This window comes from Pseudomonas frederiksbergensis (assembly GCF_000802155.2).
Lineage (GTDB): Bacteria > Pseudomonadota > Gammaproteobacteria > Pseudomonadales > Pseudomonadaceae > Aquipseudomonas > Aquipseudomonas frederiksbergensis_A.
Genome location: NZ_JQGJ02000053.1, coordinates 1 through 2,041, shown reverse-complemented (window position 1 = coordinate 2,041; position 2,041 = coordinate 1). Strand labels below are relative to the sequence as shown.

Below are 2,041 nucleotides of genomic sequence, written 5' to 3'. Positions count from 1 at the left end.
GCGAGTGCGATCCATAAACCCCACCTACCGTCGGAGGCGCTTCCCGGTTACCGTGGCATTTCTGGCGAACAATTCCACGGCAGCAACGCTTCGTAGTCTTCAACAGACGACGCCTGCGGCAGCCGCTCAAGCACGTGGCGCAGCCACGTATAGGGCTCTTGGCCGTTGACCTTCGCGGTCTCAACCAAGCTGTAGATCTGTGCACTGGCGGTGGCGCCTTTGGGCGTGTCGCTGAAAAGCCACGCCTTGCGCCCGATCACAAACGGCTTTATCGCTCTTTCGGCGGCATTGTTGTCGATCGGTAAAAAACCTGCCTCAAGGTAACGCGCCAACCGACTCCAGTTGTTCGCCAGATAACCAACTGCCTTGCCCAGCACGCTTTGCGGCGTCACCTGGGACTGAGTTTTATCCAGCCAGCTTTTCAACTGCGCCAGGATCGGCAGACTCCTTTCCTGACGACCGATAAACCGCTGCTCATCGCTGCCATCTTTTAGTTCACGCTCGATGCCGTACAGTTTATTGATCATCGTCAGCGCGATATCGGCACGCCCGGTCTTGCCCTTGGGTTGCACTTTTTGTGCTTCGACAAATTTGCGCCGGGCATGGGCCATACACGCCAGCCGCTCTACGCCCGGTTGCAACGCCAGCGCGTTATAGCCTGCATAATCGTCGGTCATCACATAGCCGCGATAACTTTCCAGCAGGCGCAACGGCACTTCCTGCGCACGGCTGGACGTGTAGTCAAACAGCACGACTTTTCTGTCCGGCGGCCCACTGGCCTGCACCCACATCCAGGATTGGCTGGTCGGGTCTCGATCTGGTTCTTTAAGTACCTGAACGCGGGTTTCATCACAGTGGATGACCGGGCTTTCCAGCAACCGGTCGCGCATCAGATTTAACAGCGGCTGCAGATGCTCGCCGCATTGGATAATCCAACGGGCCAGTGTTTGGCGCGGGATGTCTATGCCATGCCGGCTTAGCACCGTTTCAAAACGGTGCAGCGGCAAGCCGTCGACGTACTTGGTGGTCAGCAGCATGGCCAACACGCTGGGGCTGGCCATGCTCTTTTCGATCAACTGCGCAGGCTTGTCGGCTGTGACCGGTGCCGACTCACAGCTACGACAGCCGTAGACTTTGCGGATGTGTTTGATCACGCGGATTTGCATCGGCACGATATCCAGCTGCTCGCTGGATTCTTCGCCGATCACATGTTTACGGCAACCGCAGGCACAGGTCAGCTCGTGTTCGGGCAGGTCATGGATGACTTCGATGCGCGGCAGATCAGCCGACAACGGCTTGCGCTTACCGCGACGTTTGACCGGAGCAACGACCTCTTCATCAGCGTCGCCGACCGCAGGCATCAGCTCGCTTTCAGGCTCGTTGAACAGCGCCAGTTGCGGCGTATTGGGCTCGACCGTCTGCTCGGATTTACGACCGAATATACGGTCACGCAACAGCTTGATCTGTTCTTTCAGATCGACGATGTGGGTGGCGTAGGCTTCTTTGACTTCCTGGGCATCAAGCAGCATCTGCTTGAGCAATATGGGGTCGTCAGGGAGGTCTTCAGGCATCAATTTCATGCCCCGGATTATACCCGTCAGGCAACAAATCTTGGAGTCAAAACCTTATGCGGGCGGTTGCGCCATAGATCAAATCCGTCCAGTAACCAGTTCAACTCTTGCACGGTCAGCACGATGGCCTCATCGAGTTCATCGGGTGAAGTTTTGAAACGCTCGGACTCCAGGCGCTTGAGCCAAAGACAAAAGCCGTTGCGCTCCCAATACAGCACTTTGACTCGGTTGCGGTGGCGATTCAGAAAAACGAAAAGTACGGGGTCAAACACCGCCACTTTAATATCGAGTTCGACCAGAGCAGCCAAGCCGTCGATGGATTTTCTAAAGTCGACGGGTTTCGGGTAGAGGTACACTTTTTCAACGCTGGCGTCGGGACGCATCATGGTGAGCGGCTCCTGAGAGGAAATCGGGGGCTCAGCATCGGCTGTCAGCTATTCGCTTGGAATGTGGGGTTCGTGGAGCGGTTA

Annotated in this window: 2 protein-coding genes; both read right to left on the bottom strand. The window is 56.5% G+C overall.

Going from position 1 to position 2,041, the window contains the following annotated elements; translation table 11 throughout:
* Window positions 1-47: 47 nt before the first annotated feature.
* A complete protein-coding gene (tnpC, locus tag JZ00_RS29625) occupies window positions 48-1,580 on the bottom strand; it encodes an IS66 family transposase (RefSeq protein ID WP_039594733.1) in 1,533 nt (510 codons plus the stop codon).
* Window positions 1,581-1,597: 17 nt separating this feature from the next.
* On the bottom strand, window positions 1,598-1,957 hold the full coding sequence (gene tnpB, locus JZ00_RS29620) for an IS66 family insertion sequence element accessory protein TnpB (RefSeq protein WP_039594732.1): 360 nt from the start codon (window positions 1,955-1,957) through the stop codon (window positions 1,598-1,600).
* Window positions 1,958-2,041 lie beyond the last annotated feature (84 nt).